Here is a 21,782-nt window from a genome sequence, read left to right on the forward strand (position 1 = left end):
TCTTTATAATTTTAAACCCATCGAAAAATGAATACCAAAGGTCATTGTTATCCAAAGTCTATTATTTTGCAAGCAGTATATTTTAAGCTTAGCTTTACCTTTTAGATGAAATTGAAATGCTATTAGGTTAAATACTCTTACCATTCCCTAAAAAGTATAAACCACCAAGAGCCATTGTCTTTGGTGGTTTTTTTTTATAAAGTTAATTTTAATTTAGTTTTGACTATTTATACTTAATGTTAATAATGTCGGATGTCATATTAGTAGTTCTAGTATAATGACCATAACGTATCTCCAGAGTATTCCAGTGTTTAAGACCAAAAATTCCGTTAAGGGGAGTAAATTTCATTCTCATTCCATATTGATTACTTCCTGTAGTTGCTTATAATACAAATTAGAGTTTTCCTGATAGAAAGGATAATATCCCACCCGTAAATATTCTTCAAATAAGGGTAAAGCTTTGAACCGTGAATTCGTTACTGTAATCCATTTTTGAAAATATAAGTTTTGCTCTGATAAATGCATAAATTATATTTTTTAATTGTTACGTTTTTGAATGTTCTTTTTATTTAAAAAATAAAAATGTATACTTGTTGTCGATTTAACCATAAGTTAGGATGAAATATTTTCGATAGTCAATTGAGAATATTTTTGATCTAAGAATTTACTTAAACCATAATTTAGATGATTACTAAAATGAAGAAAAACTATTTTTTACTTTTTTTATTGCTTCTGGCTTCCTTGTCAGGAAAAACACAAAATGTATGGAAGAATGTTCAGATAGGTGGAGTGGGTTTTGTCTCTGGAATAATTACCAGTAAAAATGATGCAGATTTAAAATATGCCAGAACTGATGTTGGCGGTGCTTACAGATGGGATGCTGCGAATAAAAAATGGATCTCTTTGCTGGATTGGCTAAGTATAAATCAGGTTGGTTATTTTGGCGTTGAATCATTGGCAATAGATCCACAAAATAATAATGTGGTCTACTTATTGGTTGGAACCAGTTATTTTAATAATGGAAAAACGGCTATTTTAAAATCCACAAATAAAGGAAATACATTTACTGAAATTGAAGTGACTTCTAAATTTAAATCACACGGTAATGGTATGGGGCGTTCGAATGGTGAACGTTTAGCTGTTGATCCAAATAATTCGAATATTATTTATTGCGGAACAAGAAACAATGGTATTTTTCAAAGTATTGATGCCGGTTTGACTTGGAATAAGTTGTCGGGTTTTCCAGTTACGACAACTTCAAATGCAAATGGGGTATGTTTTGTTGTTTTGGATCCGGCTTCGGTTTCAGGAGGTAAAACACAAACTATTTATGCGGGGGTTTCACAAGTTGGAGCCTCTAATCTATACAAAAGTCTTGATGGCGGAATTAGCTGGACTGCTGTTTCAGGAGCCATAACATCTTATATGCCGCAGCGTGCTGTTTTAGATTCAAATCGATCTTTATTGATTACTTATGCTGACTTGGAAGGACCATGGAACGGAACCCAAGGAAAAATATCAAAATTAAGCAGTACAGGAATTTTTACAGATATTACGCCGGCTGGTATTACAAGGCCGTTTGGAGGTATTGATGTAGATCCGGCAAATCCACAACGATTAATCGCTTCAACGACAAACACATGGTCGTTCCAATATACCACTTCTGGGGGGAAAGCTGTATATGGTGATCATTTTTATGTAAGTACAGACGGAGGAACTAATTGGAGGGATTTAGTTGGTAATTCCGGATTTTCTTTTGAAACTAATGGCTGTACATGGGTTACCGGTCAGTCAATACACTGGGCAACAGATTTTAAATTTAACCCGGCAAATACAGCTCAGGCAAGTATTGTTTCAGGAAACGGGCTTTTTACTTGCGATGATATTAATGCAGTTAAAACTACCTGGAAATTTGATGCAATCGGTATTGAAGAATCAGTTCCTTTAGATTTAATAAGTATTCCATCTGGTCCGTTAATGAGTGTAATTGGGGACTTTGACGGATTTAAACATACAGATGTAACTGTTTTTGCTCCGCAACATGCTCCAGCTATGGGTACTTCAACTTCTATTTCGTATGCTGCAGGAAACACAAACAAAATTGTGAGGTTAGGGGAGTTTATGTATTATTCTGGAAATCAAGGTGCGACATGGACCAAAACTACATCGGGCTTAATGGGACAAAAAGGCAGGGCAGGCTTGTCTTATGATGGTAATACCATTTTGCATTGTCCTGCCGGTTCAAAAAGTACATATCGTTCTGTTGATAACGGAACTACATGGACAACCTGTAAAGGTATAAGTGTTAGTGATGCAATCCCGGTTTCTGATCAGGTAACCAATAATAAGTTTTATGTTTATGATCAATCAACAGGATTAATGATGATTAGTACTGATGGAGGGGTAAATTTTGCTTCTGCAGGTAATGCCGGTTCAGGAGGTTCACAATTAATTCGAACTGTTCCGGGTAATGGAGGACACATGTGGATTGCAATGAATGGCGGCGGTTTAAAACGTTCAATTGATGGTGGTCTTACTTTTGTTGTTCCTTCAGCAAATGTAACAGCTGCGTCAGCTATAGGTATTGGTAAAGCAGCTCCAGGAAAAACATATCCTTCTATATATATTTGGGGAACAGTAAATGGAGTTACCGGTGTGTTTCGTTCTATTGATGAAGGTGTTACATGGCTTCGTATAAATGATGATGCTTATGAGTTTGGCGGAACAGGAAATGGTAATTTTGTAATTGGTGATATGAATACTTTTGGCAGGGTTTATATGAGTACCGTAGGAAGAGGAATTGTTTACACCGACAACGATGCAAATCTTGGGATTTCTGATAACGAATTTAAGAATGATACTCAGATATTCTCTGTAAAAGCGCATCCTAATCCAATGAAAGATTATGTGGTATTAGAACTGCCTGATTATACAAACGGAACTCGGGTTAATATTCAGGTTTATGATTTATTAGGGAAATTGATAAAGCAAGATATGTATACGGTTTCAAATAATACTGTGACATTGTTCTCTGATGATTTATCAAATCAACATGGTGTATTATTGGTAAAAGTAAAAACCAGCAACGGAGAATCAGGTATTGTAAAAATTATAAAATAAAAAGACCTTTTTTGAATTGGTTGATTAAAAAACTAAGAGGTTGTCTGAAAAGACGACCTCTTAGTTTTGGTAATGTATCAAATGTGTTGGTGACTAATTTATATCATCTAAGATTCGCAGAAAACCAACTATTTATAGTATTATCGCAGTCAAAAACTAAACAACCTTCGGGTTGTTTTTTAGTTTTATAATGTCTTAAATCGAAAAAAATGAACTTAAACCGGGCTAAGTGTTACAGATGTGTTGGTGAAATAAAAAACATGATAAAATATGGAAAAACAAAGTCATGTAATCAAAGATATATTTGTCAGTTTTGCAGGAAAACAAGGGTTGAAAATTATGCTTACCGAGCTTACAAACCTCATATAGATGGAAGTATCGTTCAATTGACGGAAGAAGGCTTAGGAATAAGAAGTACAGCAAGAATATTAAAAATATCAACTACAACATTATTGAAAAGGATTGTGTCAATTATCAGAAATGTCACCAAACCAATTATCAGTAAAGGAAAAACTTATGAAGTTGATGAGTTGTGTACTTACATAAGACATTAACGAAATTTTATCTGGCTGGTTTATGCTTTGGAAAAGAATTCTAAAAATATTGTAAATTTCAATGTTGGAAAACGAACCAATAAAACGCTCAGTCGTGTTTTAGATACTTTGAAATTATCAGAAGCGAAAAAAATCTTTACAGACAGACTAAAAAACTGCAGATATTTGATTGACGAGAAATTATATTCTGTAAAACGTTTCGGCACCAATCATATTGAAAGGAAAAATTTGACACTCAGAACTCATCTTAAACGACTAAACCGTCGAACAATTTGTTATAGTGAAAGTTTGGTAGTTTTGATTGCTATTTTAAAAATTTACTTTTGGTTTTAAGTTTAGTAAGTTAACTTGTTTTGGGATTAACTTAACGGTACCTGAACCAACTTTCCTTTAAAACCAGGTTGATTTTATTAAAAAAAAATAAAACAAGATTTTTCTAATCGTAAAAAAGGCTGAGAAATCTAGATTTCTCAGCCTTTTACTTTTATCTTGTAGCGGGAACGGACTCGAACCTTTTAACAAAATAAAATAGCTAAAATAAAAACAGCGTATATAGAGTTTCGAACCTAAGCTTAATACAGTTTCGAACCTAAACTCGCCAGACTTTGGTTTTGTTGGATTTCTAGTTTTCAAAATACTCATGTGCCACTATTCTGCCACAAAACTTAGATTGGTGAAATATCTTTAAAAACCGCCTTAACTTTTTGTGGCAAAAACGGTATGCACTCCAATTCCGATGGTGTTGCGGAGGTAGTGTCGCAGATTGCCAAGGCACAGCATCTGTCAGAGGCCAAAATGAAAGAACTTATTATACAAAATACCAATCCAACCTCACTTCTGCAGCGTTTTATTAATCCCTCTGAAATCGCTAACATGGCAGTGTATCTCTGCAGTAATTTAGCCTCAGCAACCAACGGAGCAGTTACAAGAGTAGATGGCGGTGTGCTAACACGCTATAATAATTATGAATTAACAATCTTCAAATAACAAAAGTATGCCAATTAAAGGTCAAAAATTGAAGAATCTCACGGGAGACGTGTATAAATTGCAGTTATGTCCAATTGTTTTTTATGCTTTAAGCGATATAGAATTCTCTTTTTATTGATTATCAATTGATAATATAAGTTTGTGTTGCGTCCAGCTTAATTGCGGACGCAATTGGAAATTATAAATTAGTTTTCAATATGATGTTATGCCTGCTTATTTCTCTATCAGAATCATTTGAGACAGGATGTTACTTTTCATTTGATTTTTTTCATCTGGCTGGGCACCGCCAATAGCAAGCTTAACTTTACCTTCGTATTGCTGTAAATTTCCTTCGGAAGTAACATAAGAAAGGTCTTCGGGAGAAAGATTAAAAGTGACGGTCTTGCTTTCGCCTGGTTTTAAATTAAAACGTTCAAATCCTTTTAGGCTTTTCAGTGATGCTTTTACAGCCGGATTCTGATTGATGATATACAATTGGGCCACTTCTTCGCCTTCTGTTTTGCCGGTATTGGTTATTTTTACCGAGACCGGAACAGTTTCATTCTTTTTTATTTTAGAAGGAATAGTTAATTGATCATATTTAAAAGAAGTATAGCTCAAACCATAGCCAAAACCAAAAAGCGGACTCGCCTTAAAATAGCGATAAGTTTTGTTGTTCATGCTGTAATCAACAAAAGCAGGCAAGTCTGAATCGCTTTTGTAAAAAGTTACAGGTAGTCTGCCCGCCGGATTATAATCTCCAAATAGAATATCAGCGACTGCAGTTCCTGTTGCCTGACCTCCGTACCACGCATTCAGCACTGCAGGAATGTTTTCTGCTTCCCACGGAATTGCGATGGCACTTCCTGTCATCATTACAAAAACGACTGGTTTTCCTGAGACTTTTAGCGCTTTCATTAATTGAGTTTGTACTTCAGGAAGCAGGATAGAGGTACGGTCACCACCAGAAAAGCCTGGAAAATTAACCGGCATTTCTTCGCCTTCGAGCTGAGGTGATATTCCGCCAACAAATATAAAAGTATCGGCATCTTTGTTTCGGTCTGTTAATTTCGCAAAATCAGTTTTTACAAAATTTCCGGTACGTAAGGCTACGTTTGCTTTTCCTTCGCCCTGCCAGTATTCTAAAACTAGCTTATAAACTGTATTTTTTTTGGTAGTTAATTGAAATGTTTTTTCTCCCCATCTGTTTTTTTCCATGCGTTAATCACTTCCTTTCCATCAATTAAAAAACGGTAGCCATCGTCAGCGCTGAGTTCAAATGTAATCGAGCCATCATTGTCTGCTGTAAAATTTGTAGTATAACGGGCTGAGAAATGATTGGCCTTAATGTTTTTCAGAACAGCTTCACCTTCCTGCCAAAAGTTATTAATTTCCGGTTCAATTCGTGCCGCAGCAGGATTTCCGGACAAATCAACATTGTCAAAATATTCTGCTTTAAACCCCGCTTTTCCTTCGTAATGATATTGATTTTTTAGATTTTGATATACTAACAAAGTATCATTGGTAAAATTAATAGCTTGCTCATAAACAACTTCCGTATTATTTCCCAGCTTTTCTTTGATGCCATTTAAAACCGTTGTCAATTTACTGGGAGTTCCATTTTAATTTCCTAATATTGAAATAACATTATCTGCATTGGGACCAAGAACAACAATCTTTTTTAATTTTTTGCTCAGCGGCAATATATCTTTTTCATTGCGCAGTAAAACCATTGATTCTCTGGCCATTTTTAACGCATGCTGACCATGCTCAGGGCTTTCGAGAACCGATGCAGGTGTCTGCGCATATTTAACCATGGCAACAGGATCAAACATTCCGAGTCTGAAACGGATCATAAAGAGCCTTTTAACAGAAATATCAATTTGTTTTTCACTGATTTTTCCATGTTGCACTGCCTGAACCAAAGCTTTGTAAGCATCTGTACCACAGTCAATATCAGTGCCATGAAAAACAGCATCTGCTGACGCTGATTCGGCATCAGGGTGCGTTTTATGGTTCTTAAAAAAGTCGTCAATTGCCCAGCAGTCTGAGGTTACGTAACCATCAAATTTCCATTGATTACGTAAAATATCTGTCATCAGAACGTCATTGGCGCAGCACGGCTGTGTTCTAAAGGCATTGTAAGCACACATCACGCCCGCTACTTTTGAGTCTGTTATTAATTTTTGAAAAGCAGGAAGATAAGTATCCCAAAGTTCATAAGGCGTTACGTCAACATCAAAGGTATGTCGCAACGATTCCGGACCGCTGTGTACGGCATAATGTTTGGCACATGCCGCTGCTTTTAAATATTTAGGATCGTCTCCCTGAAGTCCTCTCACAAATGAATCACCCAAAATACTCGTTAGATAAGGATCTTCACCATAGGTTTCCTGTCCGCGTCCCCAGCGTGGATCGCGAAAAATATTAATATTCGGTGTCCAATAGGTAAGTCCCATATAACGCTCATTTGTTCGGTTTAATTCTAAGGCTTTATTATAAATCGCTCTTCCTTCTAAAGCTGAATAATCGGCCATTTTAAAAAGCGCATTTTTATCGAATGTTGCCGCCATAGCAATGGCCTGCGGGTAAACTGTTGTTTTAAAGGGAGTTCTGGCTACACCATGTAAGGTTTCATTCCACCAGTCATAGGCAATTATTCCCAAACGAGGAATTGCAGGAGCTGAGTTCAGCATTTGAGACACTTTTTCTTCCAGTGTCAATCGGCCCACGAGATCATTTACCCGTTCTTCAAAAGAGAGGTTAGGATCCTGAAATAAAAATTTTCCTGATTTTTCTTGTCCAAAGCAAAAACAGGTGATAAAAAGTAATAAAAGGTATCTGGATTTTGGTGATTTCATAAACTTTTTAGTTTTTAATATTAAAAATGCAGCATTATAAATTTAAGTAAAAAAAAACAACCGATTGTGTAAAGAAATAACTTTTTTTAAAATAAAAAAATTATGTTTGGTGAAATATTTAAAAAAGGATATTGTATCAGGCAACCAATTAGCGGTTTGCAATATGCAAAATCCGTACAGAATGTATTAATATATCATTAAAATAATTACATTTACGATCTTAGTATTATAATGATGGAAGAACACAGACATGTAACGATATATGATATTGCAGAGAAGCTTAATCTTGCGACATCAACGATTTCAAGGGCTTTAAAAGATCATCATACTATTAGTGATAAGACCATTAAAAAAGTTAAGCAGACGGCGAAGGAAATGGGGTTTGTTCCCAATACTCTGGCGGCAGGTTTGCGTGGCAACACATCAAAAACTATTGGTATTTTAATTCCAACCATAACACAGCCTTTTTTGTCTTCTTTAATCAGTGGTATCGAAATTACGGCTCAAAAATCTGAATATTCAGTTATTATTATGCAGTCGCATGATTCCTACGAAATGGAAGTGAATCTGGCTAAATCTTTATATAGTAACAGAGTAAGCGGAGTGATCTGCTCTCTTGCCATGGAGACGAAGGATACATCTCATTTTAAACAATTTTCTAATAATAATATTCCCCTTGTATTTGTAGACAGAGTTCCCAGAGATTATGATACGTTTCGTGTAGTAATAAATAATTACCTGGCGGGCTACAAAGCAACGAAACATCTTATTGAACAAGGCTGTAAAAGAATTGCACATTTAACTGCGGGATCAGAATTTGGTACACTTTATAATGAGCGAAAAAGGGGATATGTCGATGCTTTATTAGAACACGAACTTCCTATCGACGATAAGCTCATTATAAATCTAAAGGAAATGACTTATGAAGATGGGGTAAAGGCCTGTAATCAATTATTTGATTTAAAAACGCGTCCCGATGGTCTTTTTGCGCCCGGAGATATTTTGGCTGTAAGTGCCGTACAGACAGCTAAAAAAAGAGGAATTAAAATACCGGAAGAGTTTGCTGTTATTGGTTTTAACGACGATCCAATCTCTAAAATTATTGAACCCAATATCTCTACTATAACGCATCCAGCCGAAAAAATGGGGAAAGCGGCAGCAGAACTTATTATTAAAAATTTAAAATCGGTGAAGGAAGAAGATGCTAAAGAAATTACATTTTTAAACACACAAGTTCTTATACGTGAATCCTCCAGGAGAATATAATATTCTCTTTTTAAATATACTGTAAACCTGTTAATTTAAATATTGGCAGGTTTTTTTATGTCAAATTCTCTTATAATTCTTTTGCTGAGAATTTCATTTTCTATTTATAAATAAGATGATTAGAATTAAAAAAATCAATTTTTATTTTTTTATTCCCATATTTTTGTATTTTAGCACAACCGATTGCAATTAGCTTATTTTTTTATAAAATTATATTTTTTAGCACTTTTTTTGCTAATTATAATCATTTTGAATAGAATTTGTGATTTGCACTTTAATATTAAATTGATAGAAAAGCAAAATGGCACATCTTAAAAATAAACTTCTCCAATTTATCTCCCTATTTTTTATAGTTTGCTGGTCTTCATCAGCTCAAAAAGATTATAAATTATGGCTGCAATACAATAAGGTTGCTAACGCCAATTTAAAAACAGAATACCTTGCTGCTATTAAAGAAATTGTTTCTCTGGAAAAATCAGGGACTGTAAAAATTGTCTTTACAGAATTGCAATCAGGTTTAGAGGAAATGTTAGGAAAGAAATTTGAAAATAATTCAGTAATTACGGGAGATCATAACATTATTATCGGTTCAAAAGAATTTCTAACTCCTGAAATTCAAAAGGAAATCGGGAATTTCGATCAAATAAATGACGAAGGTTTTATCCTTAAATCCATTTCGATAAAAAACAAAAAACAACTTGTCATTACAGGAAAAAAAGATATTGGCGTATTATATGGCGTTTACAATTTCCTGAGATTGATTCAAACCCACAAATCCATTAAAAATTTAAACGTTACTGATTCACCTATAACAAACATCAGAATCTTAAATCATTGGGATAATTTAGACAGAACTGTAGAGCGGGGTTACGCCGGATTTTCGTTATGGAACTGGCAAAAATTGCCTGATTTTATCGATCAGCGCTATATCGATTATGCCAGGGCGAATGCCTCAATCGGGATTAACGGAACGGTTTTAACGAATGTAAATGCAAACGCTCTAATCCTGACGCCTCAATATTTAGAAAAAGTTGAAGCTTTGGCTAATGTTTTCAGACCATACGGAATAAAAGTCTATTTAACCGCACGATTTTCGGCACCAATAGAAATTGGAGGTTTAAAAACAGCCGATCCCAAAGATACGCAAGTCATTACCTGGTGGGAAAATAAAGCCAAAGAAATTTATAAAAGAATTCCTGATTTTGGAGGGTTTCTGGTAAAAGCAAATTCAGAAGGACAACCCGGACCGCAAAATTATAACAGAGATCACGTAGATGGCGCCAATATGCTGGCCAATGCTGTTGCCCCTTTTGGAGGTGTCATTATGTGGCGTGCTTTTGTCTATTCTGAACATGATGCAAACGATCGTGCCAAACAGGCTTACGCCGAATTTGTGCCTTATGATGGAAAATTTAAAGACAATGTAATTGTTCAGGTAAAAAACGGAGCAATTGATTTTCAGCCTCGTGAACCTTTTCATCCCATGTTTGGCGCGATGCCAAAAACACCTTTGATGATGGAATTTCAAATCACTCAGGAATATTTGGGTTTTAGCACACATCTGGTTTTTCTGCCCAAATTATTTCACGAAGTTTTAGAATCAGATACCTATCAAAAAGGAAAAGGGACAACTGTCGCTAAAGTTATTGACGGTTCTTTAACAAAAACAAAACTAACCGGAATTGCCGGAGTTTCTAACATTGGGAATGATTTAAACTGGACGGGACATCCCTTTGCGCAGGCAAATTGGTACGGCTTTGGAAGATTGGCCTGGAATCCGTATTTAGACTCGGAAACCATTGCTGATGAATGGCTGCGATGCACTTTTTCTAACGATGTAAATTTTATAAAACCGGTAAAAGAAATGATGATGCAATCACGGGAAGCCGTTGCAAGTTATATGACACCGCTTGGTTTGCATCACATTATGGATACGGGACATCATTACGGTCCCGGGCCGTGGGTTTCAAATTTGTCAAGACCAGAATGGAATCCCGTTTATTATCACAAAGCCGATAAAAACGGAATTGGTTTCGACCGCTCCAAAACCGGAACCAATGCTACAGCACAATACGCTCCCGAAGTTCAAAAAATGTTTGATAATCTCGAAACCTGTCCTGAAAAGGATTTGTTATGGTTTCATCATGTTTCCTGGGATTATAAATTAAAAAATGGTCAGACACTTTGGAATGGTTTGGCATTGAAATATCAGGAAGGCGTAAATCAGGTAGCAGCAATGAAAAACGTCTGGAATAAATCGCAAAAATATGTTGATGATGAACGTTTTACGGAGGTTCAGATGTTGCTGGAAATTCAGCATAAAGAAGCAAAATGGTGGCGGGATGCATGTTTGCTCTATTTTCAGCAATACTCAGAAAGGGAATTACCTTTAGGGGTCGAAAAAGCAACACAGTCTTTAGACTATTTTAAATCATTGAAATTTCCTTTTGCACCAGGAAATTAATATTCAAATTAAAGAAAATATGAGTACAAAAACAGCAATTGTAACCGGAGGAAATTCGGGTTTGGGATTTGCAACAGCAAAAAAATTATGTGATAACGGTATTAAAACCTATATAATCGGAAGGTCAAAAGAAAAAACAGAAGAGGCTTGCAAAGAAATTGGCGAAAATGCCATTCCGGTTATTTATGATCTAAATAATTTGGGCGGAATTCCGGAAATGATTGAAAAGTTAACTAAAGAAAACCCAATTGATATTTTGGTAAACAACGCCGGAATCAATCTGAAAAAAGAATTTACCGATGTTACCGATGAAGATTTTTTATCTGTAATTCATACCAATCTTTTGAGCGTTTTTGCTGTAAGTAAAGCCGTTGTGAAAAACATGAAAGAAAAAAACGGAGGAAGTATCGTCAATATCAGTTCGATGGCATCGCAATACGGAATTCCAAAAGTAATTGCATACTCGGCCAGTAAAGGCGCGATCGAATCGATGACCAGAGCAATGTCCGTAGAATTGGCGCCTTTTGGTATTCGTGTCAATTGCATTGCGCCGGGATTTATCAAAACTAAAATGTCTTCTGCGGCACTTGATAACGATCCTGAAAGAAAAAATAAAGTGCTTGGGAGAACGCCGATGGGCTTTTTGGGAGAACCATCAGACATTGCAGATGCCGTTTATTATTTCGCCCTTAGCGAATCAAAATACACAACCGGAACCGTTTTGCCAGTTGATGGTGGAAATAGTATTGGGTTCTAATTGTCTCGGCGAGTATTATAGCTTTGTCAAAGTTTTCACATCACAAAGTAAGTTATGTGTCTATGTGGTTAAAATAATTCAGCACAAATAAAGAATAATGGTATGATAAAAATGCAGCAAACGATGCGTTGGTTTGGGCCTCAGGACAACGTAAGTTTATTAGATATAAAACAAGCCGGAGCAACTGGAGTTGTTACGGCTTTGCATCAGATTGCTGTAGGAGAAATCTGGACACTTGAAGATATTAAGGAAAGACAGCAAATTATTAAAAATGCCGGACTTGAATGGGCAGTAGTAGAAAGTCTGCCGGTTCATGAAGAGATCAAACGCGCCACCGGAAATTATTTAAAATACATTGAAAACTATAAAATAAGTATCAGAAACCTGGCAGATTACGGTATTAAGATCATCACGTATAATTTTATGCCAATTTTAGACTGGGTTCGGACAGATCACAATTTTATTAATGAAGACGGAAGTAAGGCACTTTTATACAATCAGGATGCTTTTACTTATTTTGATGTTTTCCTGTTGAAAAGACCAAATGCTGAAAATGATTATTCTGCAAAAGAGAAAGAAAATGCATTACAGTTTGGAAATAAACTTTCAGAAGATGAAAAAGCATTATTATTTAAAAATGTTTTATTAGGGTTACCGGGAAGTAAAAGCAACTTTACAGCAGAACAAATTCTTTCTTTATTAGATAATTACGCCAATATTGATAATGAAAAACTAAGAGAAAACCTGATCTGCTTTTTAGCAGAAGTTGCTCCGGTCGCTGCTGCATATGATGCTAAGCTGGCCATACATCCTGATGATCCGCCGTTTTCAGTTTTAGGTCTGCCCCGAATTGTTTCTACGGAAGAAGATATTAAAACCCTATTGCTTGCAGTTCCATTCAATTCAAATGGACTGTGTTTTTGTACAGGTTCTTTGGGAGCAAATCCGAAAAATAATCTGGAAAGAATTATTGATGATTGCGGAGACCGGATTCACTTTTTGCATCTTCGGAACACTTTCCGCGAAAGCGAAACTATTTTTAGGGAATCAGAACATTTAAAAGGCGATACAAAAATGGAAACGATTGTCGAAAAAATTCTACTGCTAATGAATGCCAGAAAAATAAGTTTGCCAATGCGTCCTGATCACGGTTTTTTACACGAAGTGGATAAAGAAAAAGAAACCTATCCCGGTTATTCTTTGACAGGAAGATTAAAAGGTCTTGCCGAATTAAGAGGATTAGAAGCGGGTATAGCTTACAAACTAAAAGAATTGATATAAGCCTATCTGTTTTAGGAATTAATAATTACTACTAACCTTAAACCAATAAAAATGAGATTAATTAACCGCTCTTTACTGCTCTTGTCTGTTGTAATTTTAAGCAGCTGTAATGCAAAAAAAGAAAAAGAAAAAAATGCTGTTTCTTTAAAAGACAGCTATAAAAACGATTTTTATATCGGGACTGCCCTGAGCGCTGATCAGATTGAAGAAAAAAATGCCAAAGAAGACTCATTGATCCAGAATGAATTTAATGCGATTACGGCAGAAAATATCATGAAATCGATGTTTATTCATCCGCAAAAAGACAAATATGATTTTGCTCTTGCAGATAAATTTGTGGCGTATGGTAAAAAAAACAAGATGTTTATTCATGGTCATACTTTAATATGGCACAGTCAGCTTGCACCATGGATCGAAAAAATTAAAGACAGCACAGAAATGCGCGCTTTTATGAAAGATCATATTACGACGATTGTTTCTAAATACAAAGGCAAAGTAGATTCGTGGGATGTGGTGAATGAAGCTTTAAACGAAGACGGAACTTTAAGAAAATCAATTTTTTTAAATACACTTGGCGAAAAATATCTTTCAGATGCTTTTAAATATGCCGCAGCGGCAGATCCAAAAGTAGATTTGTATTACAATGATTATAATAATGAAGAACCGGCCAAAAGAGCTGGAAATGTTGATTTGATCAAAAAAATAAAGGCAGCCGGCGGTAAGATTGATGGTGTTGGGATTCAGGCCCACTGGAAATTGACTTATCCGTCATTAGAAGAAATTGAAAAAAGCATTTTAGAATATTCGGCGCTTGGTGTTAAAGTTGCTTTTACGGAACTTGATATTTCTGTACTCCCAAATCCAAAGGATTTAAATGGCGCTGATGTAAATCAGAATTTTGAAGGAGATCCTAAAATGAATCCGTATCCTAAAACGCTTCCGGATTCTGTACAGGTTAAACTTGCAGCACGTTATGCTTCTATTTTTAAATTATTTTTAAAACATAAAGACAAAATTAGCCGCGTAACATTTTGGGGTGTTCATGATGGGCAATCGTGGTTAAACGACTGGCCTGTAAAAGGAAGAACAAATTATCCATTGTTATTTGATAAAGACTTAAAACCCAAAAAAGCATATAACAGTGTAATACAATTAAAAGAAATAAAACAATAAAATTTGTGCCGTAAAAAAGTTTTTTTTGCGAAGTACACAACCGAATGTGTGTTTTGTTTTATATAATGAAATAATTAAAAATCGACTTGCAAATCCTCTTTTTTTATATAATTTTACACAACCGATTGTTTTACCGTGTACTGGTTTAAAACATCACATAACTATCCGGAATTAGAAAAAGAAAGATAATTTAAAGCCAAAATAACCACCTAAATAATGAATTACATTTCACAAAAATTATCCATTAAAGAAAAAATCGGATACAGCTTAGGCGACTTGGCGGCAAATCTTGTTTTTCAGACATTAATGACCTACCTCGCTTATTTTTATACTGATATCTACGGATTATCTCCAACAGATTCTTCTATAATTATGCTGGTAGTAGGCTTGATTGCTGCTTTTGTATTTAATCCAATTATCGGTGTTTTGGCAGACAGGACCCGCACAAAATGGGGAAAATTCAGGCCTTGGATTTTAATAACCGCAATTCCACTTGGTGTCATTGCTTTACTGGCTTTTACAACACCAAATTTTTCCTATCACGGAAAAGTAATTTACGCCGTTATCACTTATACATTATTGCTGCTTTTTTATGCCAGTAATAATTTACCATATTCTGCTTTAAGCGGTGTTATAACAGGTGATATGGGCGAAAGAAACAGTATGTCATCTTATCGCTTTGTGGCCGTAATGTTTGCGCAGTTTTTTGTTCAGGTTTTTATGCTTGGCATTATTAAAAGTGCCGGAAATGGTGACAAAGCCATTGGTATCGAAAAAGTAATGACTGTTTTAGCAATCATTGGAACGATCATGCTGTTAATCACATTCTTAACTACAAAAGAACGTATTATTCCAAAGCCGGAACAAAAATCAAGCATTAAAGAAGATTTGAGTGATTTAATGAAAAACAAGCCCTGGGTAATTATGCTGATTCTTACCACATTAGTATTCATTACTTTGGCAATGAAAGGCGGTTCCTATGTATATTATTTTGAAAATTATGCAGACAAAGACCAACTTGCAATTTTTATCCAGCCCATTTTAGAGGTACTATCAGCTTTAAAACTGAATTATTTTGGAAGTGATCCTGTTTCTGCTGGTTTTGGATTGTTTAATGCAGGCGGAATTATCTTTATGATTGTTGGAATCACATTGTCTAAAAGTCTGGCTGATAAATACGGAAAACGAAATATTTTCGGATTGTTTTTATTCATTTCGACCTTGTTTATTATTGCATTTTATTTCTTTCCGGCAACGGCAATCAGTTTTATGTTTTTCTCTCAAATTTTACATGGGTTTTTCTACGGAATAACAATTCCACTTCTGTGGGCAATGATTGCAGATGTGGCCGATTATTCAGAATGGTTGAATAACCGTCGTGCAACTGCCATTATTTTCTCAGCCATGATGGTGGGATTAAAAGCAGGATTGAGTATTGGCGGCGCTTTAACCACTTCATTTTTAGGTTATTTTCATTACGTGCCAAACTCTCTAAGCCAAACCGATATGGCTATAAACGGAATCAAATTATTGGTAAGTGTTTTTCCTGCGATACCCTTTTTGATAGGTGTTACGCTATTATTTTTCTATAAAATCGATAAAAATATGGAAGTGAAAATCGAAACAGATTTAAAAGAAAGAAGAACTTAAATTATTTTATAAAACAAAAAAACGACTATGCCTGAAGATAGTACTGAACAAATTAATTTCGAGCAAATTAATAAAAAAGCCATCTCTCAGCCTTTGGTTTCTCATATTTACACCGCAGATCCATCGGCACATGTTTTTAATGGCAAAATTTATATTTATCCGTCTCATGATATTGATGCCGGGATTCCGTTTAACGATAATGGCGACCATTTTGGAATGGAAGATTATCATGTATTTTCAATGGAAAATATTAAGGCAGAAACGGTTGATAACGGAATTGCTTTACATGTCGATGATGTGGCCTGGGCCGAAAAACAAATGTGGGCACCCGATGCAGCCTGTAAAAACGGAAAATTCTACTTGTATTTTCCGGCAAAACGTGCCAACGGAATTTTCCAGATTGGCGTTGCCGTAAGTGATTCTCCAATTGGACCGTTTTTGCCTGAACCCGAAGCTATTAAAGGAAGTTATAGTATTGATCCGGCGGTTTTTGAAGATACAGATGGGAAACATTATATTTATTTTGGCGGAATTTGGGGCGGCCAGCTTCAAAAATACAGAAACAATAATTATGATGTAAATCATGAAGAACCTCTGGCAAATGAATCTGCTTTAGGACCAATTGTAGCATTGCTTAAAGATGATATGCTGGAATTTGCAGAAGAACCAAAAGAGATTAAAATTCTGGATGAAAACGGAAAAATTTTATTAGCCGGAGATAACGATCGTCGCTTTTTTGAAGCTTCGTGGGTACATAAATACAATGATAAATATTATTTTTCGTACTCAACAGGTGACACGCATTTTATTTGTTACGCAATCGGCGATAATCCTTATGGGCCATTTACGTATCAGGGTAGAATTTTAAATCCGGTTGTAGGCTGGACCTCGCACCATTCTGTTTGTAAAGTCGAAGATGAATGGTATTTGTTTTATCATGATTCGAGTTTATCAAAAGGCGTAACGCATTTGCGAAGTATGAAAGTAACCAAAATTGATTATCTGGAAGATGGTTCAATCATTACAATAGATCCGTACGCATGAGAAGATCAGAAGATTAAGTGGAAGAACAGTAATAGGTTTAAATTTTATTTTCTATGAAAAGAGGAGATGAAAAAAGTAGAAAAATCGCCAGACAATATAGTACAAACAAAATAGAAATTAATTGTGTAATATTCAATTTTGAAAACAACACTCTAAAGGTTTTATTGGTGAAACAGCAAGACAATGAAGGAATTGTATCCTGGAAATTAGCTAGCGATTATATCAAAAAAGGCGAGACGATATTGAGTACAGCTCATAATATTTTGAAAAATTATATCGGCGACGATCAATTTTTCTTAGAGCAACTGAAAGCATTCAGTTATCAGTCATCTTCTTCGTTGCAGGAAGATATTTCGATTGCTTATTATGCTTTAGTAAAAAGAGATGACAGCAAAGATAATATGCTTAATACTGATGTTAAATGGGTTGGTATTAATGAAATTGCCGGTTTAAACGATAAACATAAAATAATCCTGGATTTTAGTTTAAAAGAATTACGCCGAAATATTTGCAAAAGCGTCGTAGGTTTTAATTTATTACCGGAAAAATTCACCTTGTTGCAGGTTATAAACCTGTATGAAGAAATCCTTGGAATCGAAATAAACAAATCAAATTTCAGAAGAAAGCTTTTGCAAACCGGAATCGTACATGATTCAAATGAAAAAGAAGAAGATGTATCGCACAGAGCCGCAAGATTTTACAGCCTGAATATGCAGCGGCACGAAGTTTTATCTCAAAGGGAAATCAATTTTAATTTTTAACGCGGATTTAAAAAGAGAGCAATTGAATTCAAAAATTTAATTTTAAGAGAATCATTATAAGTTATGTATTATATAGGATATGATATTGGAAGTTCGTCTGTAAAAGTAGCTTTAGTCGAAGCCGAGACAGGGAAAAAAATTATTGTTTTGAACGAGCCTCAAAACGAAATGGAAATTGTTGCCCTTCATTCTGATTGGGCGGAACAGGATCCCGAAATTTGGTGGCAACACATTTGCATTGCAACAAAAAGAGCGATTCGTGAAGCGAATATCGAGGCTTCAAAAATTACCGGAGTTGGAATTTCATACCAAATGCACGGATTGGTTATTGTGGATAAAGACGGAAATGCATTGCGAAACTCGATTATTTGGTGCGACAGCCGTGCGGTTGAAATTGGGAACAAGGCTTTCTCTGAAATTGGTAAAGAAAAATGCATGGAACATTTGCTGAATTCACCGGGAAATTTTACGTCTTCAAAACTAAAATGGGTCAAAGAAAACGAACCTGAAATCTACAATAAGATTTACAAATACATGTTGCCGGGCGATTTTATTGCGCTTAAACTGACAGGACAAATTACAACCACAAAAAATGGTTTATCCGAAGGAATGCTCTGGGATTATAAAGAAAATAAAGTAGCGAGCTGGTTATTGGATTATTACGGAATCGATCCCTCCTTAACGGCAGATATTGTTGAGAATTTTACCACTCAGGGAGTTTTAAGCGAAAAAGGTGCTAAAGAATCCGGACTTCAGGTTGGTATTCCGGTGGTTTACAGAGCCGGAGATCAACCAAATAATGCACTGGCTTTAAATGTTTTGAATCCGGGAGAAGTGGCTGCAACCGGCGGAACTTCGGGAGTATTTTATGCTGTTAGCGAAATGTCATCCGGGAAAAGTACACGGGTAAACAATTTTGTTCATGTTAATTACGAAGAAAAAACACCACGAGTTGGAAAACTTTTAAACATAAACGGTGCCGGAATTCAGTATCGCTGGCTGCGTAATAATATGGGCGACGAAACCTATGAATCGATGAACCGTAAAGCTTCAAAAATTGATGTGGGTTCTGATGGAGTTGTCGTGATTCCGTTTGGCAATGGTGCAGAGCGTATGTTCAATAATAAAAACATCGGAACACATTTTTTGAATCTCAACTTAAATATTCACAACAGTGCACATTTGTTTAGGGCTTCTCTTGAAGGAATTGCTTTTTCTTTTGTTTACGGAATGGAATGTTTAAAAAACAATAATGCGACGATTAATGTGATCAGAGCCGGGAATGATAATTTATTTCGTTCAGAGATTTTTTCGAATACGGTGGCCACTTTAATTGGTCACGAAATCGAAATTTACAATACAACAGGAGCCGTAGGAGCGGCGAGAGCGGTAGGCTTAAAAGATGGAGATTACAATAAATTTGGTTCAAGTATTACGACCAACGATCACGTAATGACCTTTTTACCACTAAAAAATGCAGCACCTTATGCAAAGGCATATCAAAAATGGAAACAGGAATTAGAATTGATATTAACACATAAAAAATAAAGAAATGGTAGTTTTAGGCAATAAAGAATATTACAAAGGCATTGGCCAGATAAAATTTGAAGGCAAGGAATCTGATAATCCGCTGGCATTTAAATATTACAACCCGGATCAGGTTGTGGCCGGAAAAACAATGCGCGAACATTTTAAGTTTGCAATCGCTTACTGGCACACCTTCTGCGGACAAGGAAGTGACCCATTTGGACCGGGCACTCAAAATTTTGCATGGGATCAATCACCAGATCCAATTCAGGCTGCAAAAGATAAGGCCGATGCTGCTTTTGAATTTATCAGTAAAATGGGATTTGATTATTTCTGTTTTCACGATTATGATTTGGTCGCTGAAGGACCAACTTTCGCAGAATCTGAAAAACGTCTGGCAACGATTGTGGAATATTTAAAACAGAAAAAAGCAGAATCTGGAATTAAATTACTTTGGGGGACTTCAAACTGTTTTTCGAACCCAAGATTTATGAACGGAGCCGCTACAAATCCTGATTTTAATGTAGTGGCAAGAGCGGGCGGACAAGTAAAACTAGCTTTGGATGCAACAATTGCATTAAACGGTGAAAACTATGTATTCTGGGGAGGAAGAGAAGGGTATATGTCTCTTTTAAATACCGACATGGGAAGAGAATTAGACCATATGGCACAATTCTTAACGATGTCCAGAGATTACGCAAGAGCGCAGGGTTTTAAAGGAACTTTCTTTATCGAGCCAAAACCAATGGAACCATCAAAACACCAATACGATTTTGATTCGGCAACAGCCATTGGATTCTTAAAAGAATATGGCCTGGATAAAGATTTTAAAATCAATATTGAAGTAAACCATGCAACATTGGCGCAGCATACTTTTCAGCATGAACTTGAAGTGGCTGCAAAAGCAGGGATGTTAGGAAGTATTGATGCCAACAGAGGTGATTATCAAAACGGTTGGGATACGGATCAATTCCCAAATAACATTCAGGAAACTACAGAAGCGATGCTGGTTTTCTTGAAAGCGGGCGGATTGCAAGGCGGTGGAGTAAATTTTGATGCAAAAATCAGAAGAAACTCTACAGATCTCGAAGATGTTTTCTTAGCACATATTGGTGGTGCCGATACTTTTGCAAGAGCATTATTAACGGCTGACAAAATTATTACTTCTTCTCCATATGAAAAATTAAGAAAAGAAAGATACAGTTCGTTCGATTCCGGAAAAGGAAAAGATTTTGCAGATGGAAAATTAAACCTTAAGGATTTGTATGATATCGCAAACCAAAATGGTGAATTGTCATTAAAAAGCGGTAAACAGGAATTGTTTGAGAATATTATTAATCAATATATATAATTGATGTGATAGTTATAGAAAGTTAAAATCTGAATAATGATTTTGATAACTATTTTGTGTGTAATCTTTGTCAAATTTTAAAATTTTGACAAAGATTACACAATAACTATTCACAGTGACGACAGCTTTGTAAAAGCAGGTAAGTATTTTTCATCAAAAGGAATCAAAACCAATGTTGCTTTAATTTTCTGCAGGACGGGCAGTATTAGCCGCAAAAGCAGGTGCAACCTACGTTTCGCCATTTTCAGGAAGGCTCGATGATATCTCAACAGATGGTAGGCACTTAATTGAAGACATACGGGAAATTATGATAATCATAGATACAAAACTCAGATTCTGTCGGCTTCTATCAGACATACGATGCATATTGTAAATTGTGCAAAAGCAGGTTCTGATGTTATGACGGGACCACTTTCTTTCTGCTATCAAAGGATTATTAAAACATACAGTAACTGATATTGGGTTAAATCAATTTATTGAAGATGCAAAAAATAAAATCATAATGTTCTTAATACCAGTTTGATAAGTTAAATTTTAGTGATTTATTAAATATTATATCTTAAAGCTCCTTTTGAAGTTAAATTTGAAAGGAGTTTTTCTGTTTTTTATAACAACCGATTGCTTTTAGTGCTTTTTTAATGATTTCTGTGGCTAAATATTTGGTGATCAGAAGCAAATACCACGTTTACTCCTCGATTGTTTTTTATTTTAATAATATTTTTACTTTAAAAACTATCATTTTTTGCATGTTTGATGTTAACCTTCTTACTTTTTTTTCTTTTATCTTTTTTTTAACTAAATAGAAATAATATGGTGATATTATCAAAATTCTGGTTAAAACCAATTCTAATAATAGATATTTTTCATTATTTTAAGCTTATAATTATTTACAATGTTTTTTAAACTGTTTTTTTTTATTGATTATCTAAAAAAATAACAAACAACCGATTGTGTATTAATTGCTTTTTTTTATATTTGTTTTAAATACACTTATTAACTAAACCAAA

The 21,782-nt window shown here is 35.2% G+C and carries 16 protein-coding genes and 2 pseudogenes; 14 read left to right on the plus strand and 4 right to left on the minus strand.

Features of this window, described 5'->3' with window-relative positions:
• Window positions 1–351: 351 nt before the first annotated feature.
• Window positions 352–525, minus strand: coding sequence for a hypothetical protein (locus EV142_RS24280; RefSeq protein WP_194100262.1), 174 nt, complete (start codon window positions 523–525; stop codon window positions 352–354).
• A gap of 159 nt (window positions 526–684) precedes the next feature.
• Here EV142_RS24280 and EV142_RS23115 point away from each other — a divergent pair, with 159 nt between their 5' ends.
• The 3 genes and pseudogenes from EV142_RS23115 to EV142_RS23125 all read left to right on the plus strand — a co-directional run bounded on the left by EV142_RS23115 (window position 685) and on the right by EV142_RS23125 (window position 4,661).
• Window positions 685–3,120, plus strand: coding sequence for a T9SS type A sorting domain-containing protein (locus EV142_RS23115; protein WP_132038257.1), 2,436 nt, complete (start codon window positions 685–687; stop codon window positions 3,118–3,120).
• Window positions 3,121–3,329: 209 nt separating this feature from the next.
• A pseudogene (locus tag EV142_RS24765) lies at window positions 3,330–4,007 on the plus strand (IS1 family transposase).
• 387 nt (window positions 4,008–4,394) lie between these two features.
• Window positions 4,395–4,661, plus strand: a complete 267-nt coding sequence (locus EV142_RS23125) for an SDR family oxidoreductase (RefSeq protein ID WP_132038258.1) — start codon at window positions 4,395–4,397, stop codon at window positions 4,659–4,661.
• A gap of 213 nt (window positions 4,662–4,874) precedes the next feature.
• Here EV142_RS23125 and EV142_RS24495 read toward each other — a convergent pair whose 3' ends face one another.
• The 3 genes from EV142_RS24495 to EV142_RS24505 are packed head-to-tail and all read right to left on the minus strand — an operon-like array spanning window position 4,875 to window position 7,501.
• The gene (locus EV142_RS24495) at window positions 4,875–5,858 is read right to left on the minus strand and encodes a glycoside hydrolase family 3 C-terminal domain-containing protein (RefSeq protein WP_238698789.1); all 984 of its coding nucleotides are present in this window, start codon (window positions 5,856–5,858) and stop codon (window positions 4,875–4,877) included.
• Window positions 5,819–6,244, minus strand: coding sequence for a PA14 domain-containing protein (locus tag EV142_RS24500; protein ID WP_238698788.1), 426 nt, complete (start codon window positions 6,242–6,244; stop codon window positions 5,819–5,821). The genes EV142_RS24495 and EV142_RS24500 overlap by 40 nt, the downstream gene beginning before the upstream one ends.
• A gap of 18 nt (window positions 6,245–6,262) precedes the next feature.
• Entirely contained in the window at window positions 6,263–7,501 is a 1,239-nt protein-coding gene (locus tag EV142_RS24505) for a glycoside hydrolase family 3 protein (RefSeq protein ID WP_238698787.1), read from the minus strand.
• 234 nt (window positions 7,502–7,735) lie between these two features.
• On the opposite strand from EV142_RS24505, the gene EV142_RS23135 reads away from it, so the two are divergent.
• From EV142_RS23135 to EV142_RS23185, 11 genes and pseudogenes are all read left to right on the plus strand, one after another.
• The gene (locus EV142_RS23135) at window positions 7,736–8,767 is read left to right on the plus strand and encodes a LacI family DNA-binding transcriptional regulator (RefSeq protein ID WP_132038259.1); all 1,032 of its coding nucleotides are present in this window, start codon (window positions 7,736–7,738) and stop codon (window positions 8,765–8,767) included.
• Window positions 8,768–9,068: 301 nt separating this feature from the next.
• Window positions 9,069–11,231 (plus strand): alpha-glucuronidase family glycosyl hydrolase, encoded by a 2,163-nt coding sequence (locus tag EV142_RS23140; protein ID WP_132038260.1) that lies wholly within the window; start codon window positions 9,069–9,071, stop codon window positions 11,229–11,231.
• A gap of 19 nt (window positions 11,232–11,250) precedes the next feature.
• The gene (locus EV142_RS23145) at window positions 11,251–11,988 is read left to right on the plus strand and encodes an SDR family NAD(P)-dependent oxidoreductase (RefSeq protein WP_132038261.1); all 738 of its coding nucleotides are present in this window, start codon (window positions 11,251–11,253) and stop codon (window positions 11,986–11,988) included.
• Between the two features lie 111 nt (window positions 11,989–12,099).
• Window positions 12,100–13,269, plus strand: coding sequence for a mannonate dehydratase (gene uxuA / locus EV142_RS23150; RefSeq protein ID WP_132038273.1), 1,170 nt, complete (start codon window positions 12,100–12,102; stop codon window positions 13,267–13,269).
• A 51-nt stretch (window positions 13,270–13,320) separates the two neighbouring features.
• Window positions 13,321–14,442: an endo-1,4-beta-xylanase gene (locus EV142_RS23155; RefSeq protein ID WP_132038262.1), complete on the plus strand. Its 1,122-nt coding sequence runs from the start codon at window positions 13,321–13,323 to the stop codon at window positions 14,440–14,442.
• 216 nt (window positions 14,443–14,658) lie between these two features.
• Window positions 14,659–16,092 carry an MFS transporter gene (locus tag EV142_RS23160; protein WP_132038263.1) on the plus strand — a complete coding sequence of 478 codons (1,434 nt, stop codon included), beginning with the start codon at window positions 14,659–14,661 and terminating at the stop codon, window positions 16,090–16,092.
• A gap of 27 nt (window positions 16,093–16,119) precedes the next feature.
• Window positions 16,120–17,136, plus strand: coding sequence for a glycoside hydrolase family 43 protein (locus tag EV142_RS23165; RefSeq protein WP_132038264.1), 1,017 nt, complete (start codon window positions 16,120–16,122; stop codon window positions 17,134–17,136).
• Window positions 17,137–17,189: 53 nt separating this feature from the next.
• On the plus strand, window positions 17,190–17,897 hold the full coding sequence (locus EV142_RS23170; RefSeq protein WP_132038265.1) for an NUDIX hydrolase: 708 nt from the start codon (window positions 17,190–17,192) through the stop codon (window positions 17,895–17,897).
• Window positions 17,898–17,960: 63 nt separating this feature from the next.
• Window positions 17,961–19,445: a xylulokinase gene (locus tag EV142_RS23175; protein ID WP_132038266.1), complete on the plus strand. Its 1,485-nt coding sequence runs from the start codon at window positions 17,961–17,963 to the stop codon at window positions 19,443–19,445.
• Between the two features lie 4 nt (window positions 19,446–19,449).
• Window positions 19,450–20,775 carry a xylose isomerase gene (xylA, locus tag EV142_RS23180; protein WP_132038267.1) on the plus strand — a complete coding sequence of 442 codons (1,326 nt, stop codon included), beginning with the start codon at window positions 19,450–19,452 and terminating at the stop codon, window positions 20,773–20,775.
• Between the two features lie 129 nt (window positions 20,776–20,904).
• Window positions 20,905–21,298, plus strand: a pseudogene (locus tag EV142_RS23185) (transaldolase family protein); the annotation flags it as partial.
• Window positions 21,299–21,782 lie beyond the last annotated feature (484 nt).

The organism is Flavobacterium circumlabens (genome assembly GCF_004345565.1).
Taxonomy (GTDB): Bacteria; Bacteroidota; Bacteroidia; order Flavobacteriales; family Flavobacteriaceae; genus Flavobacterium; species Flavobacterium circumlabens.

Coding starts and splice junctions, on each gene's coding strand:
- xylA (WP_132038267.1), top strand. CDS start 19,450: ATGGTAGTTTTAGGCAATAAAGAATATTACAAAGGCATTGGCCAGATA.
- EV142_RS23125 (WP_132038258.1), top strand. CDS start 4,395: ATGCACTCCAATTCCGATGGTGTTGCGGAGGTAGTGTCGCAGATTGCC.
- EV142_RS23115 (WP_132038257.1), top strand. CDS start 685: ATGATTACTAAAATGAAGAAAAACTATTTTTTACTTTTTTTATTGCTT.
- uxuA (WP_132038273.1), top strand. CDS start 12,100: ATGCAGCAAACGATGCGTTGGTTTGGGCCTCAGGACAACGTAAGTTTA.
- EV142_RS24505 (WP_238698787.1), bottom strand. CDS start 7,501: ATGAAATCACCAAAATCCAGATACCTTTTATTACTTTTTATCACCTGT.
- EV142_RS23160 (WP_132038263.1), top strand. CDS start 14,659: ATGAATTACATTTCACAAAAATTATCCATTAAAGAAAAAATCGGATAC.
- EV142_RS23155 (WP_132038262.1), top strand. CDS start 13,321: ATGAGATTAATTAACCGCTCTTTACTGCTCTTGTCTGTTGTAATTTTA.
- EV142_RS23145 (WP_132038261.1), top strand. CDS start 11,251: ATGAGTACAAAAACAGCAATTGTAACCGGAGGAAATTCGGGTTTGGGA.
- EV142_RS23175 (WP_132038266.1), top strand. CDS start 17,961: ATGTATTATATAGGATATGATATTGGAAGTTCGTCTGTAAAAGTAGCT.
- EV142_RS24495 (WP_238698789.1), bottom strand. CDS start 5,858: ATGGAAAAAAACAGATGGGGAGAAAAAACATTTCAATTAACTACCAAA.
- EV142_RS23170 (WP_132038265.1), top strand. CDS start 17,190: ATGAAAAGAGGAGATGAAAAAAGTAGAAAAATCGCCAGACAATATAGT.
- EV142_RS23140 (WP_132038260.1), top strand. CDS start 9,069: ATGGCACATCTTAAAAATAAACTTCTCCAATTTATCTCCCTATTTTTT.
- EV142_RS23165 (WP_132038264.1), top strand. CDS start 16,120: ATGCCTGAAGATAGTACTGAACAAATTAATTTCGAGCAAATTAATAAA.
- EV142_RS24280 (WP_194100262.1), bottom strand. CDS start 525: ATGCATTTATCAGAGCAAAACTTATATTTTCAAAAATGGATTACAGTA.
- EV142_RS23135 (WP_132038259.1), top strand. CDS start 7,736: ATGGAAGAACACAGACATGTAACGATATATGATATTGCAGAGAAGCTT.